This window comes from Kandleria sp., from assembly GCF_017934775.1.
GTDB lineage: Bacteria > Bacillota_I > Bacilli_A > Erysipelotrichales > Coprobacillaceae > Kandleria > Kandleria vitulina.
In genome coordinates, this window is record NZ_JAGBIX010000016.1 from 1 (window position 1) to 14,679 (window position 14,679).

The 14,679-nt window shown below is 36.3% G+C and carries 15 protein-coding genes; 13 read left to right on the top strand and 2 right to left on the bottom strand.

Annotation, left to right across the window (positions count from 1 at the left end; genetic code table 11):
* Window positions 1-149 precede the first annotated feature (149 nt).
* On the top strand, window positions 150-1,583 hold the full coding sequence (locus J6L95_RS02545; protein ID WP_287458036.1) for a 6-phospho-beta-glucosidase: 1,434 nt from the start codon (window positions 150-152) through the stop codon (window positions 1,581-1,583).
* 82 nt (window positions 1,584-1,665) lie between these two features.
* Window positions 1,666-3,138 (top strand): glycoside hydrolase family 1 protein, encoded by a 1,473-nt coding sequence (locus J6L95_RS02550; RefSeq protein WP_287458037.1) that lies wholly within the window; start codon window positions 1,666-1,668, stop codon window positions 3,136-3,138.
* 32 nt (window positions 3,139-3,170) lie between these two features.
* Here the strand turns inward: J6L95_RS02550 and J6L95_RS02555 are convergent, their stop codons facing one another.
* On the bottom strand, window positions 3,171-3,722 hold the full coding sequence (locus J6L95_RS02555; protein ID WP_287458038.1) for a hypothetical protein: 552 nt from the start codon (window positions 3,720-3,722) through the stop codon (window positions 3,171-3,173).
* Window positions 3,723-3,882: 160 nt separating this feature from the next.
* Between J6L95_RS02555 and J6L95_RS02560 the strand changes: the two genes are divergently transcribed.
* The 8 genes from J6L95_RS02560 (at window position 3,883) to J6L95_RS02595 (ending at window position 11,992) form a co-directional block, all read left to right on the top strand.
* The gene (locus tag J6L95_RS02560) at window positions 3,883-5,019 is read left to right on the top strand and encodes a DEAD/DEAH box helicase (RefSeq protein ID WP_287458039.1); all 1,137 of its coding nucleotides are present in this window, start codon (window positions 3,883-3,885) and stop codon (window positions 5,017-5,019) included.
* Window positions 4,977-5,627, top strand: coding sequence for a ComF family protein (locus tag J6L95_RS02565; RefSeq protein WP_287458040.1), 651 nt, complete (start codon window positions 4,977-4,979; stop codon window positions 5,625-5,627). The genes J6L95_RS02560 and J6L95_RS02565 overlap by 43 nt, the downstream gene beginning before the upstream one ends.
* Window positions 5,624-6,265: a hypothetical protein gene (locus J6L95_RS02570; RefSeq protein ID WP_287458041.1), complete on the top strand. Its 642-nt coding sequence runs from the start codon at window positions 5,624-5,626 to the stop codon at window positions 6,263-6,265. The genes J6L95_RS02565 and J6L95_RS02570 overlap by 4 nt, the downstream gene beginning before the upstream one ends.
* Before the next feature lie 8 nt (window positions 6,266-6,273).
* Window positions 6,274-6,447, top strand: a complete 174-nt coding sequence (locus J6L95_RS02575) for a hypothetical protein (RefSeq protein WP_159048354.1) — start codon at window positions 6,274-6,276, stop codon at window positions 6,445-6,447.
* Window positions 6,429-7,211, top strand: coding sequence for a S8 family peptidase (locus J6L95_RS02580; RefSeq protein WP_287458042.1), 783 nt, complete (start codon window positions 6,429-6,431; stop codon window positions 7,209-7,211). Before J6L95_RS02575 ends, J6L95_RS02580 begins: the two co-directional genes overlap by 19 nt.
* A gap of 125 nt (window positions 7,212-7,336) precedes the next feature.
* Entirely contained in the window at window positions 7,337-9,997 is a 2,661-nt protein-coding gene (gene secA / locus J6L95_RS02585; RefSeq protein WP_287458043.1) for a preprotein translocase subunit SecA, read from the top strand.
* A 2-nt stretch (window positions 9,998-9,999) separates the two neighbouring features.
* Window positions 10,000-11,115, top strand: a complete 1,116-nt coding sequence (prfB, locus tag J6L95_RS02590; protein WP_029071292.1) for a peptide chain release factor 2 — start codon at window positions 10,000-10,002, stop codon at window positions 11,113-11,115.
* The gene (locus J6L95_RS02595; RefSeq protein WP_029071293.1) at window positions 11,108-11,992 is read left to right on the top strand and encodes a YitT family protein; all 885 of its coding nucleotides are present in this window, start codon (window positions 11,108-11,110) and stop codon (window positions 11,990-11,992) included. Before prfB ends, J6L95_RS02595 begins: the two co-directional genes overlap by 8 nt.
* Window positions 11,993-12,004: 12 nt before the next feature.
* Here the strand turns inward: J6L95_RS02595 and J6L95_RS02600 are convergent, their stop codons facing one another.
* Window positions 12,005-12,205, bottom strand: a complete 201-nt coding sequence (locus tag J6L95_RS02600) for a hypothetical protein (RefSeq protein WP_029072354.1) — start codon at window positions 12,203-12,205, stop codon at window positions 12,005-12,007.
* A 117-nt stretch (window positions 12,206-12,322) separates the two neighbouring features.
* Here J6L95_RS02600 and ftsE point away from each other — a divergent pair, with 117 nt between their 5' ends.
* The 3 genes from ftsE (at window position 12,323) to J6L95_RS02615 (ending at window position 14,575) form a co-directional block, all read left to right on the top strand.
* On the top strand, window positions 12,323-13,015 hold the full coding sequence (gene ftsE, locus J6L95_RS02605) for a cell division ATP-binding protein FtsE (protein ID WP_029071295.1): 693 nt from the start codon (window positions 12,323-12,325) through the stop codon (window positions 13,013-13,015).
* On the top strand, window positions 13,002-13,910 hold the full coding sequence (gene ftsX, locus J6L95_RS02610) for a permease-like cell division protein FtsX (RefSeq protein ID WP_287458044.1): 909 nt from the start codon (window positions 13,002-13,004) through the stop codon (window positions 13,908-13,910). Before ftsE ends, ftsX begins: the two co-directional genes overlap by 14 nt.
* An 89-nt stretch (window positions 13,911-13,999) precedes the next feature.
* The gene (locus tag J6L95_RS02615) at window positions 14,000-14,575 is read left to right on the top strand and encodes a CDP-alcohol phosphatidyltransferase family protein (protein WP_287458045.1); all 576 of its coding nucleotides are present in this window, start codon (window positions 14,000-14,002) and stop codon (window positions 14,573-14,575) included.
* Window positions 14,576-14,679 lie beyond the last annotated feature (104 nt).

Here is a 14,679-nt window from a genome sequence, read left to right on the forward strand (position 1 = left end):
AAAAACTAAAGTACACATATTCAATACTTCTATTATAAAGGAAATAAAGAAAGGGATATAACCTAAACGCTTATCAGTTTTAATGACTCTAGAGAGTCTTAAAAGTAACTCATGGATAAGTCAATTAGATTATACTAGGAGGAAAGTATATGAGTTTACCAAAAGATTTTTTATGGGGTGGCGCATTGGCTGCTCATCAATTTGAAGGTGGTGTATTAGAAACAAGCAAAGGACTTTCTGTAGCAGATGTAATGACTGCAGGAACGAAGGATACTCCTCGTATTATTACTGATGGAGTAGAAGAAGGTCGCTATTATCCTAATCATGTAGGAAATGATTTTTATCATCATTATAAAGAAGATATTGCCTACATGGCAGATATGGGATTCAAGTGTTTTAGAACTTCTATCGCTTGGACAAGAATCTTTCCTAAAGGGGATGAAGAGTTACCTGATGAAGAAGGATTAGCTTTCTATGATAATGTATTTGATGAACTATTAAAAAATAATATTGAACCAGTTATTACTCTCTCTCATTTTGAAATGCCATATCATCTTGCTAAAGAATATGGTGGATTCATGAACCGCAAGGTGATTGATTTCTTTGTCAAGTTCGCTAAAGTATGCTTTGAACGTTATAAAGATAAAGTGAAATATTGGATGACATTCAATGAAATCAATAATCAGATGAACTATAAAAATGATATTTTTGGATGGACAAACAGCGGTGTTCATTTCAATGACTACGATGATCCAGAAAAGGCTATGTATCAATGTGGTATCAATGAACTGATCGCAAGTGCTAAGGCAGTAAAAGTCGGACATGAAATCAATCCTGATTTTATGATCGGCAATATGATAGCGATGGTACCTTATTATCCATATTCCTGTCGACCTGCAGATCAGGTGTTAGCTCTTGAGATGATGCATCAGCGCTATTTCTGGTCAGATACTCAGATCAGAGGCCATATTCCTTCTTATGCTTTAAAGATGTTTGAAAGAAAAGGATGGAACTTTGAGATTACTGAAGAAGATAAGCAGGCCTTAAAAGAAGGAACAGTGGACTATCTTGGCTTCTCTTACTATATGTCCAATACGGTAGATTCCACTGTCAATAAGGATGTTTCCCGTTCATTGGATGGCTCTTCTCCTCATTCAGTAGATAACCCTTATATTAAAGTCTCAGACTGGGGATGGGGCATTGATCCTGAAGGATTGCGCTATAGCTTAAATGCCTTCTATGAACGTTATGAGATTCCACTTTTCATTGTAGAAAATGGTTTTGGGGCCATTGATATTAAAGAAGAAGATGGATCATGTCATGATCCATACCGCATTGATTATCTAAGAGAACATATTAAAGCATTAAAGAAAGCTGTTGAAAAAGACGGTGTTGATCTTATGGGATATACTCCATGGGGATGTATTGACTGTGTATCATTTACTACTGGTGAATTTAAGAAACGTTATGGATTTATCTATGTAGATAGAAACAACGATGGGACAGGTACATTAGTTAGAAGCAAAAAAGACTCCTATGAATGGTATAAAAAAGTGATTTCTTCTAATGGGGAAGAATTGTGATAATTTCACAAGCTGAAAATAAGTAGAAAAAAGTAAGCGCTTTAATTATAATAATTTGTGGCAAAATAAGGAGGAGTATTAAATGAGTTTTCCAAAAGGATTTTTATGGGGTGGCGCTACTGCTGCTAATCAGCTAGAAGGTGCATGGAACGAAGATGGAAAAGGTGTTTCTATCTCAGATATTTCAACAGGAGGAAGCGCAAAACAGTCTAAACGTTTTACGCCAGTGTTTGAAGAAGGAACTTATTATCCTTCACATGTCGCAATTGATCATTATCATAGATACAAGGAAGATATCAAGCTATTTGCGGAAATGGGATTTAAGGTGTATAGATTCTCAATCAACTGGACAAGAATCTATCCAACTGGGTTTGAAGATGAACCTAATGAAAAAGGATTGGCATTCTACGATGATCTTATCAATGAATGTAATAAATATAATATTGAACCATTGATTACACTATGTCATTATGAAATTCCATTTGAAATTGTAAAAAAATACAAAGGCTTTGCGAGCAGAGAAACCATTGATTTATTTATGAAATATGCCACTACAGTCTTTGAACGCTATAAAGGAAAAGTAAAGTATTGGCTAACATTTAACGAAATCAACAATGGTACCAATCCAGTAGGTGGACCACTTGCATTAGGTGTATTAGGAGATACTGAAAATGCTTCTGAGTTTATTCATCCAGTAAATGATGATCCAGAAGTAAGATTCCAGGCTCTTCATCATACTTTCGTCGCTTCAGCATTAGCGGTGATTATCGGGCATCAGATTGATCCCAACTTCAAGATTGGCTGTATGCAAATTATGGCTACAAGCTATGCTCTTACACCTGATCCAAAAGATCAGATTCTTAACCAGCAGCATAATCACATCATGAACTGGTTCTGCTCGGATGTACAATGTAGAGGTGCTTATCCTCGTTATATGAACAGATATTTCAAGGAACATAATATCAATATTAAGATGTTGCCAGGTGATATAGAAATCTTAAGAGATGGCCATGTAGACTTCTATACATGTTCATACTACATGTCATTCTGTCAGACAACTCATGAAAATCGCGAAGAAGTTGCTGGCAATATGATGGGTGGAACAGCCAATCCATATCTTAAAGCTAGCGATTGGGGATGGCAGATTGATCCAATTGGACTTCGCTATTCATTAAATGAAATCTATGATCGTTATCAGATGCCAATCATGGTTGTAGAAAATGGACTTGGTGCTTACGATGAAAAAGGTGAAGATGGCATGGTCCATGATACCTACAGAATTGATTATCTCCGCCAGCATATTGAACAGATGAAAGAAGCTGTAGAAGATGGAGTAGACTTAATTGGTTACACATCATGGGGATGCATTGATCTTGTCTCTGCTTCTACTGGTGAATATGCAAAGAGATATGGATATATCTATGTCAATAAGTTTGATGATGGCTCAGGTGATTTCAGTCGTGAACGTAAAGAATCATTCTACTGGTATAAGAAAGTCATTGAAACAAACGGTGAAGATCTTACAGACGTAGATACGACTGATTTAAGACCATAAAAAGAAGCAAGTAAGTTGTCTTACTTGCTTTTTTATTCGAGATAAGCAATATAGTAGCCGATATTTAGCTCTTTATTGTAGATGTAAAGTTCATAACTAAAAATATTTTTAATTCTACGATGAACATATTTTGTACTAGAAGAAGCTTTTAACTGTTTAATCTCTTTAAAGAATTTTTCATGTTCAGGTGCAACTGAATTATCTTCAGTTACAGCTTCATCATCCGTATCTTCTTCATCTTCTCCAGTTACAACTTCATCAAGCTCCGTCTCATCTATATCAATTCTGTAATCTGATTGATAGAATTTTTCGATATCTTTTCTTTTGCTTTGTTTAAATTGATCGAGAGAAATAAAGTTCTTAAGCTCAACTGGCTTCTTTAATGTAAAGCGACAGACATAGGTGTCACTTCTTTCTATATCATCGATAGGTTCATAGTTAAAATCAGCATCTACCTGTAGACTGATTCGCTTTTTATAATCAGCGTAATTGGTAGGCGTAAGGGTTGAGTATACACGGTACAAACTAAACAATACAGTAATGATAACCAGTATGATGGTTATCTTTTTTTCATCCTTTTTCATTATTTAAATATACCTTTCTAAAGTTTCTTTCAATCCAACAATGCTTTTTTATTTCTAGTTATAGTTTAACGCAATTAATTTAAATGTAAATAATATCTCATTTTTTGAGAAAAATAATCATTATTGTGGAATAAAGAAATAGAAAGGGTTGTGAGGAAAGATGAAATGTCCAAGATGTGGGAATGAGGATTCAAGCTATTTTGTCACCGTGAGAGGTCGTACGTATTGTCGTGCCTGCATCAAATTTGGGCGTATCTACACGGATGAGAAAATAGAAAAGAGAATCATTGTCAATAAATTAGAGGACGTCACCTATCATCTTTCTTTCACATTATCTCCTAGACAAAATGAAATCTCCCTTCAGCTGATTGAGTGTTTTAAGAATAAGTGGAACGCACTTGTATTGGCCGTTTGTGGATCGGGCAAGACGGAGGTTTCTTTTGGGGTCATTGCTTATGCGTTAAGTAAAGGAAAAAGAGTGTGTTTCTGTGTTCCTAGAAAAGCGCTGTGCATTGAACTTTACCATCGCTTTAAAGAACATTTTGAAGGCATAGAAATCGGCTTGATATATGGTGGTGTATGCGAGTGTGAGCAGGCCAGCTTTATCGTGTGTACAACCCATCAGCTCTATCGCTTTGTGAAAACACCTTTTCATCTTATCCTGTTAGATGAAGCTGATGCATTTCCCTTTTATGGCAATCAGGTATTAGAGTCTCTCTTTAATAAATGCAATGGGGGAATTTTTATTAAGATGAGTGCCACCTTAACAAGCAAAGATATTCATGATGAAAAGCTCTTTATTATGAATAGACGTTATCATGGACATAAGCTTCCTGTCCCAAGGTGTTGCATCATGCCAACTTTCTGCTGGAATCTTTTTCTTCTTTACATGTTAAGAAAGTATGTGAAGAAACATCCGGTTCTTATTTATGTACCAACAAGAAAGAGTGTCATGAAGTATGTGTCTTTCTTATCTCATTTTTATCTTGTAAGAGGAGTATGTGCCTTGAGCAGTGATATTAATGAGAAGCTTTCTTTATTAAAGAATAGAAAGATTGATCTTCTTGTCACTACAACCATTCTAGAAAGAGGCATTACTATTGAAGATGTCTACTGTATTGTGATCAATGCGGCAGCTGCTATTTATGATGAAAGAACACTGATGCAAATTGCAGGAAGAGTAGGAAGAAAGCCTGGCTATGAGGAAGGGGACGTCTTATTTATTGATAGAGTGAAATCAAAGGAGATGAAAGTATGCATCAAGACAATCGAAAGGCTCAATCGCATGTCTGTCTGATCTGTCATAGAGATCTTCGCTATGAATTGTCTATTAGAAGATTGATAAAAGAAGAACAGGTCTGTTCATCATGTTTGTCTCAATTTGAAATCATGGATTCATCATCTTTGTTTCTAGGCTATCATCTGCATGTTCTTTATTATTACAACACATTCTTCAAATCCCTTCTTTTTTCTTACAAGGGACAATATGATTATGTCTTAAAAGAAGCTTTTCTGCTTCCTTTTATTGAGTCTATAAAGAAGAAATATGAACAGTACATGGTCGTCTGTGTGCCAAGCAATCATGCGACAAATCTTAAGAGAGGTTTTGCGCCCGTTGCATCTATTGCGATGACGTTTTCACACCATGTTTTTCAAGGACTCTATAAAAAAGAAGATTATAAGCAGACCGATCATAGCTTCAAGGAAAGAGAAGGGGTGAAGAATGTGATTATGTTAAAAGGTGGAGAATTTCTTCGTGGCAAGAAACTCCTGCTTTTTGATGATGTGATGACATCAGGAGAAACAATGAAACGCTGTGTATCATTATGTGCTGCCTATGATCCAGCATGCATTGAGATTCTTGTATTGGCATCACGTTATGATTGGAAAGGAAGAGATGTATGAGAAAAGCAATTGTAAGCATGATGATGGCTTGTGTACTCACTGTATTATTTCAGGGACACTTCATGTTAAAAGAAGCGAAAGCTTATTCAAGAAGACAGGAAGAACAGATTGAAAGCTGTATTAAGGTAAAGAATGGATATCTTATTAGTAAGAATCTTTCTTTGTATGTAGGTAAGCAAGATGCAAAGGCCATTAAAGCGAATTTATCAGCCTACAATGAATGTGTTAATAAGGGTCTTATTTTTATAACGAAGAATAAGACAATCGTAGAAAAGAATGATCACAGTCTCTATGTTCAAGGGGGAAATATTCACAAGCGCAAACATTACTGGTGGGGCTATCGTTTTTATCTTACTCATAATGATGCAAAGCTTTATTTAAAGAGAATGCCAAAGATTTCAAAGAAAATGGCAGCTATTGGCATTGTGCTAGGACTTTTAGGAGGAATTGTCGGCTTTACAACAGAAGGTATCGGTGGGTTTGCATTAAGCATGGCCAGCAAGATCTGTGGTGCGATGGCAGCCTATATCAATTATGTCTGCCGTAAGGTAAAAGCTGTCTATAAGAAGCTTCCTAAGAAACGTGGTCTTAAGATTGATTTTAAATATTCGCTTCTCGTATCATGTTCAAGACAGTAGGTGAGATTATGGAACCGTTTATTTTAACATTAGCTATTTATGCGTTCTTTACACATTTAAGAATGTATTTGTTATTGCGTTCTACACTATTAACAAATAGAAAACTATATTTTGTGACTGGAAATATTTCTTTATTTATTCTTATTGTGATTGTGATGTTACAATGGTTAAAATTCTTTTAGTATTAATATTGTTTCTAACCGGATGCCATGATCAGCCATGGCAATTGCGTGATCTTCATCTTAAAGAAGAAACAGAAAGCAGACAGATCATCGCCTTAATCGACACGGGACTTTCTTCGCAGCTATTAAAGAAATATGATGACCGTATTCTTGATGTCTACAATGTCATTAAGGGATGTGAAGATGTAGAAGATTATCATGGACACGGCAGTGAAATGTTTCTTCTTGGCGCCTCAAATCAATATGGATTATTAAAAAGGGGACAGTATGTGATCATCAAGGCTATTGATGATCAGGGAGAAACCAAGCCCCATTATCTCTATCTGGCATTAAAGAAGGCAGAAGAGATGGGGGCAAACATTGTCAATATGTCACTAGGTGGAATGAATGAAGATCGAGAAGTCAATCGACAGATTGAACACATGGTAAAGCACCATATTATCTTATTGGCAGCAGCCGGAGATTTTGGGGATAAGGATGTCCTTTATCCTGCATGCAATAAGCATGTGATTGGTGTAGGAGCCTATGATAGAGATCATGAAATCTGGAAGGAATGCAATATTGGAAAAGGCCTTGATTGTCTTTTCCCTGGGGTGAATTTGAATCTTGGAAAACACAGTGCAAGCGGAACATCATATGCCTGCATGATTGCGAGTTGTTATACGGTGAGGTTACTTGATTATTACGCGAAGCGTGACAAAACACTCTCTTTTGGTCAAATTAAAAGGCTGTTAAGTAGAGAAGATCGGAATTGGAAATGTTGAGAATCCCAAAAATATTGGGATTCTCTTAGAAAAAATACTATTCTTTGTAATAAAGTTACTGTTTTGTTTTCAATTTCTATATGGTATAATACGATTGCTTACGTACTGAAAGGAGATTTGATTTCATGCCTAAGAAGAAAAAAGAAATTAAAAAACAAGTAAAAAAGAGATTAAAAAAAGAAGGAGAAGAACATCAGGATTTAAATCTTGATGCGAAAATTGTCGATTTAGGCGATCATCGTGGCGATGATATTGTTGTCGATACATTTGATGATGTGAAGTTGGATGCAAAGCCACTTCCATTCTCTACAAAACCACAAAAAGATAAGAAAGGCTTTGGTGCAAAGCTAAAAAGTCTTTTCTCTCAGGATAATGCAATATTAAGAAAACTAGATAAGCAGGCTGAAGAAATTCTTGCTCTTGAACCTCAGGTACAAGATATGAGTGATGAAGAATTAGCAGCACAGACTGAATTCTTCAAAGAAAGACTTGAAAAAGGTGAAACTTTGGATGATATCCTTGTAGAAGCCTTTGCGGTCGCAAGAGAAGCAGCATGGAGAGTCTTGGGTCTTAAAGCTTTCAAGGTACAGCTTATGGGTGGTATTTCACTTCATAATGGTGATATCGCTGAAATGAAGACAGGTGAAGGTAAGACACTTACATCAATTTTCCCAGTTTATCTTAATGCCCTAGAAGGAAAAGGTGTACATGTTATCACTGTCAACGAATATCTTGCAAGACGTGACTGTGAAGAAAATGGACGTGTTTTCAAATTCCTAGGATTAACTGTTGGTCTTAATGAAAGAGAACTTGATTCAGATGATAAGAGACGCATGCACGCATGTGATGTTACTTATACAACAAACTCAGAATTAGGTTTCGATTATCTTAGAGATAATATGGTAACAAGCTATGATGAAAAGGTATTGAGACCATTGCATTATGCTTTGATCGACGAGGTCGATTCCATCTTAATCGATGAATCTCGTACACCACTTATCATCAGTGGTGGTAAGAAACATACAGCTGCAATGTATGTTTCTGCAGATAAGTTTGTAAAGAAATTAACTAAAGATAAAGATTATGAAGTAGATGTAGAATCAAAGAGTGTTACATTAACACCTGATGGTATTACAAAAGCTGAAAAGGCATTTAAAGTTGACAATCTATTTGATCCATCAAATACAGCATTAGTTCACTATATCAACAATGCCTTAAAAGCAAACTACACAATGACATTAAATGTTGAATACATGATTGCGACTGAAGATGGTAGTCATGACATCAGAAATGCCCAGATCATGATCATCGACCAGTTCACTGGACGTGTAATGCCTGGACGTGCTTACTCTGATGGATTACATCAGGCGATTGAAGCTAAGGAAGGTGTACCTATCAAGGAAGAAACTGTTACTTTAGCAACAATCACTTATCAGAACTTCTTCCGTCTATTTGATAAGCTTGCTGGTATGACTGGTACTGCTAAGACTGAAGAGGAAGAATTCCGTTTAATCTATAACATGAGAGTTATTGAAATTCCTACTAATAAGCCAGTTATCCGTGAAGATAAATCTGACTTAGTCTTCTCTTCTAAGAGTGCTAAATATAAAGCTATCTGTGAAGAAGTAGAAAAGAGACATGCTTATGGACAGCCTATCTTGTTAGGTACTGTAGCTGTTGAAACTTCTGAAGTGCTTTCTAGCATGTTAAGAAAAAGAGGAATCAGACATAATGTATTGAATGCCAAGAACCATGCAAAAGAAGCAGCTATCATCGAAAAAGCTGGTGTTAAAGGTGCGGTTACAATCGCTACTAACATGGCTGGACGTGGTACTGATATCAAGCTTGGTGAAGGTGTAGCTGAAATTGGTGGATTGATGGTCATCGGTTCTGAACGTCATGAATCAAGACGTATCGATAACCAGCTACGTGGACGTTCTGGTCGTCAGGGTGACCCAGGATGCTCTCAGTTCTTTGTTTCATTTGAAGATGAATTAATGCAAAGATTCGCTAATGAAAAAGTGAAGACATTTACTGATGCCTTCCTTGAAGATGATGCCATTGAATCAAGAATGGTTACACGTTCTATTGAAGCCGCTCAGAAACGTGTAGAAGGACAGAACTTTGATATCCGTAAACAGCTTCTTGAATATGATGATATCATGAGACAGCAGCGTGAAATCATGTATAAAGAACGTGATGATATCATGCAGTCAGATGATCTTAAAGATATTGTCAAAGGTATGTTTAAGTCAGCTATCGAATTAGATGTTGCTCGTTTTACTAAAGAAGATGGCAAGAAACCAGTTGTAGATATGGATGGTTTACTTGATTATGTTGGAAAGAACTATATGCTTTTAACAACATTAAAAGGAAAGAATGCGGATACTGTTAAAAATGAACCTAAAAAAGTAGAAGCAGCACTTTCTGAAATTGTAGCTATGCAGTATGACAACCGTTTCAATAAAGATCTTCCATTAGCCGTAAGAACTGATTATGAAAGAAGAGTTCTTTTAGGTATCATTGATCATTCTTGGATCAATCATATCGATGCGATGAGTAAACTTAGAAATGGTATTTATTTAAGAGCGTATGCACAGCGTGACCCTCTTCAGGAATATACAGAAGAAGGATTCTATATGTTCGAAGAAATGACAAAATCTATCTCTCAGGAAATCGCTAAGACAATTGTACATATGGGTATTCGTCCAGGTACTGAAATGGAACAGAATATTCCTGAAATCACTGTCGAAGTAGAATTCAAAGAGGAAGAAGAATCTAAATAATAATGGAATTGTATGAAATAAGAAGCGGGCTTGAAAAAGCTCGCTCTTTGTTAGATGAATTATATGTATCCGCAAATATTGAAGTTAAAAAAAGAGAGATAGAGGGTCTTACTGTTCAGACGATGGATGAACATTTCTGGGATGATCAAAAGAAAGCAACAAAGATCTACAATAAACTTTCAGAAATGAAAAAGATTGCGGATAGCTACGATGAATTGACACAGGCCTATGAAGAATGTGTTGAAATCTATGATTATGTCAAAGAAACTGAAGATGAAGACTTTAGAGTCTCTTTAGAAGAAGACTATAATCAATTTGAAAAGAAACTTAGCGATTACGAATTAACACTGCTTTTTGATGAAGAATACGATCATCTTCCTGCCATTGTGGATATCCACCCTGGAGCTGGCGGAACAGAATCACAGGATTGGGCAGAAATGTTAATGCGTATGTATATGCGCTATGGTGAAAAGAAAGGCTGGAAAGTCTCAGTAGAAGACTATCTGGCTGGTGATGAAGCTGGTGTCAAATCAGTTACATTGCGTTTTGATGGCCATAATGCCTATGGACATCTCAAAGCTGAAAAAGGCGTACATCGTCTGGTGCGTATCTCACCATTCGATTCCAACAAGCGCCGACACACATCCTTTGCGTCAGTGGAAGTCCTCCCTGAAATCGATGATGATGTCGAAGTCAATATTGATATGAACGATTTACGAATCGACACTTACCGTGCATCCGGTGCCGGAGGCCAGCATATCAATAAGACAGATTCAGCCGTGCGTATTACGCACATTCCAACCAATACGGTTGTAACCTGTCAGTCTCAGCGTTCACAGCTGCAGAATAGAGAACAGGCGATGTTAATGTTAAAGAGTAAGCTGTATTTATTGATGCAGGAAGCACATGCGAAAGAATTAAGTGAGATTTCTGGCGAAAAGAAAGCCATTGAATGGGGCTCACAGATTCGTTCTTATGTTCTTCATCCTTATTCAATGGTTAAAGATAATCGATCAAACTATGAATCACATGATCCATCTTCTATTTTGGATGGAAATTTGGATGAATGTATTTATGCTTATCTTAAAGCCTATGTGAAAGGAGAACATGATGAATAGTCAGAATAAGTATCTTCGTCTTTTTGTCCATCTTATTCTCGTGCTCATTGGTAATATCATCCTTGCTTTTGGGATTGATGCATTTGCCTTGCCATCAAAGCTCATTGTATCTGGTTCATCAGGTGTTGGGATTATTATCAAGCAGTTCTTGCCAGTTATAGATATCTCTACAACAGTCTTTATTATTAATATGTTGGCTCTTGTAGTAGGATATTTCTATTTAGGAAAAGAGTTTATCGCTGGTACACTTGTATCCTCGTTTGCTTTTCCATTTTTCCTGGCTTTCTTTGAAAACATTCCTTCATTAGCACATTTAACTAATGATCGTCTGCTTTCTGCTATTTTTGCGGGAATATGTACCGGAATTGGACTTGGTATTGTCTTTAGAGTAGGCTACAGTACCGGAGGTCTTGATATTCCACCGGTTATCTTTAACAAGAAGTTCGGTTTCTCAGTAGGAACAATGATCAATGTTTTTGACTTGGTCATTCTTATTGGACAGATTCCTTTCAGTAACTTTGAAGGTATTCTTTACGGTATTATCTGTGTACTTGTTTCAACTTACCTCATTGATCGAGCAATGATGTTAGGGGAAAGCAATGTACAAGTTATTATCATATCCGATCGCTATGAAGAAATAGCACGTATGATCTATCGCGATGTCGATCGCGGTGTGACATTCTTGAATGTAACAACTGGATATTTAAGAAATGAAACCAAAGCAATACTCGTCATTCTTTCAAGAAGACAGTATACAAGCTTCAATGAAGATGTTCAGAAGATTGATCCATATGCTTTTGTGATCGCAAGCGATGTACATAGTGTAAAAGGAAGAGGCTTTACCCTTCCTGATATCAATCTGCCAAGAAACTATTAAAAAATGCAGCCATTACTGGCTGCACTTTTTTATGGCATCAATATAAAGTTCGACATGACCGCAGTCGGGGCAGACTGCTGCCTTAAGTGGATACTTTTCACGATGATAGTTTTTATCTTTTTTTATAAGAACCAGATCACTAATAGAGACACCTTGGTCGATGATATAGCTTTCTTCATCCATTATCTTGTGACATAGTGGACATTTTCGCATTTTTTTCACCTCTGCGGATTATTTTATCACAAGATGACCTATTATCATACATGAAATAAAAAAATATCATTTCATTCATACTTTTATATGTTATAATTTCACAAGGAGGATGGTCATATGATCAAATTAGAAGGTGTTACTAAAGTTTACAAAACAGGCGTGCGAGCGCTTAATGATATGAACCTAAATATTGATGCTGGTGAATTTGTTTATGTCATTGGTCCAACAGGAGCAGGGAAATCTACATTCATCAAGCTACTATATAGAGAAGAAAAAGCAACATCTGGGAAAGTCTTGGTTGATGGTAGAGATGTCAGCAAGATCCGCAACAGCAAGGTCCCATATTTTCGTAGAGAAATTGGTGTCGTTTTCCAGAACTATCGTCTTTTGCCTAGAAAGACAGTATTTGAAAATGTTGCTTTCGCATTACAGGTAACTGATACCCCAAGAAGAAAAATCAGAAACAGAGTCAGAAAAGTATTACAGCTTGTCGGACTTGAAGATAAGGCAAACGCATTCCCACATGAATTATCAGGTGGTCAGCAGCAGCGTGTCGCTATTGCCCGTGCTATCGTGAATTCACCAAAGGTACTCATTGCGGATGAACCGACAGGGAACCTTGATCCTGATACATCAGAAGGAATCATTGAATTATTGCAGAGAATCAATGAAGTCAATGGAACAACTGTCCTCGTTGTTACTCACGATAAGATCATTGTACAAAAATACAAGAAGAGAACTATCCTTATTGAAGATGGATGTGTGACTTCAGATACAAGTCTAGGAGGTTATGATAATGGAATTAATTAGTTCAATCAGAAACTTCCCTAATCATTGCAAGACCGCATTACAGAATATCTGGAGAAATGGGGTTATGTCCATTTCATCTATTTTTGCGGTAACAATCACATTAACACTTATTGGTGTATTATGTGTTATTGCGGTAAACATTAATGATATCACATTAAGCATTGAACAGAGCTTAACTATTTATGTGAAAGTAAACAGGGATGCAAATGAAGCACAATCAAAACAGATTGGGCAGGAAATTGAAAAGCTTGCCAATGTAAAAAATGTTAAGTATTCAAGTAAAGAAGAAGAATTAAATAAGCTGATTGAATCAGCCAGCAGCAAGAATAAGGAACTCTTTGAAAGCTATCGAAAAGACAATCCTTTAGGGGATGCCTATGAAGTAGAAGTCAAGGATGCCAAACAGATTACGAAAGTGGCGCATGATATCGAAAACATTGCCAATGTCAGCGAAGTGACCTACGGTGGTGAATCTACAAAGGATATGGTATCAATGCTTGAAAACATCAGAAATGGTGGAGCTATCTTCGTACTAGCCTTAATTGGGGTTGTACTGTTCATGATTGCCAACACGATCAAGATGGCAATTACATCTCGTTCAACAGAGATTGCGATTATGCGTATGGTTGGGGCATCTAACTGGTATATTCGTCTGCCATTTATGATTGAAGGAATCTTCATCGGATTATTTGGTTCAATTGTACCAATCATCGCCTTGTATTATGGATACAGCTTTGCCTATGTACAGTTCCAGAGAATCTTAAGTACATCCATCATGGTATTTGAAAAGCCATTCCCATTTATCTGGAATCTAAGTGGCTTGCTTGTAGCACTCGGATGTGGTGTAGGTTTAATTGGTTCATTCTTCTCAGTAAGAAAATTCTTGAAATTCTAAGACTGTTTTATAACAGTCTTTTTTTGTTTATTGCACCTTTCTTTTCTTTTATCGATGTTTTACCTATAATAAAAATAGGAGTTGGTCATATGAGAAAAGAGTTCTTCAGCGTTCCTAATATATTGACATATTTGCGCATCTTACTTATTCCATTCTTTCTTTATGCCTACTATTGCGTGGATAATGGGACTATTCGCTTTTATAGTATGATCATTTTATTCATATCAGCAATTACTGATTTCTTGGATGGCTTTATTGCAAGAAGATATAAACAGATCACATCTATTGGAAAACTGCTAGACCCTATCGCAGATAAGCTTTATGAGCTAGTCCTTGCTTTGGTTTTAATGAAGGACTATCCACTGTTTAAGTACATTCTCTTTCTTTTTATTGCAGAGAATGCCATGCTTTTGGGATTTGGGTTTTATATCTTCAAGAAGAAAGGCGTTCATCTAGATGGTGCTCATCTTCCTGGAAAGATTGCGACCGCATTGTTTTTTATCTTTTCTTTATTGATGATAACCTTCAATATGAAAGATACACTTATTTCCAGGGTAATGAGTATCTCCTTGTTAATTTCTGTTGGAATAGCCACTATTTATTATTTTAGATGTTTATGGAATTTATTGGTAGAGTCAAAAGTTTATGAAAAACTTGATGAATGACAGATTTCAGGGATCGATGAACGATGCGATATCATTCATGTAGTATTAAAATTGAATATTTTGAATTTTTCTAAACCGAATGATTATGAAGGTAATAAAAAAAA